The sequence below is a fragment of the Mesorhizobium sp. M00.F.Ca.ET.216.01.1.1 genome (assembly GCF_004010325.2).
GTDB lineage: Bacteria > Pseudomonadota > Alphaproteobacteria > Rhizobiales > Rhizobiaceae > Mesorhizobium.
Genome location: NZ_SADR02000326.1, coordinates 1 through 334 on the forward strand (window position 1 = coordinate 1; position 334 = coordinate 334).

Here is a 334-nt window from a genome sequence, read left to right on the forward strand (position 1 = left end):
CTGGCGCGAGCAGGCCGACGGCACGGTGGCTTTCAGCGAGAACGGCATCGACCCGATCGTCACTTTCAGCGTCGCCGATGGCGACGGCTACGAATCCTACGCGCCTGTCGCGCCGCTGCTGGCCTTGAACAACGAATAACGGTGGAATAGGCCAGGCCGGCCTATTCCGCCGCGGCGCGGGCTCCATTTTTCGCCGCGGCATGCAGGCGCACGGCATCGCCGAAGGCCTTGCCATTGGCCATCGCATCGGGATGGCGATAGCTGTCGGGGGCCGGCACCAGCCTGACATGGTGGGCGCGGCCGCCGACCGGCGGCATGCGGGTTGAGAGTTGCG

Annotated in this window: 1 pseudogene; it reads right to left on the minus strand. The window is 68.0% G+C overall.

Annotated elements, in window-relative coordinates:
* Positions 1-254: 254 nt before the first annotated feature.
* Positions 255-334, minus strand: a pseudogene (locus EN859_RS38510) (aminotransferase); the annotation flags it as partial.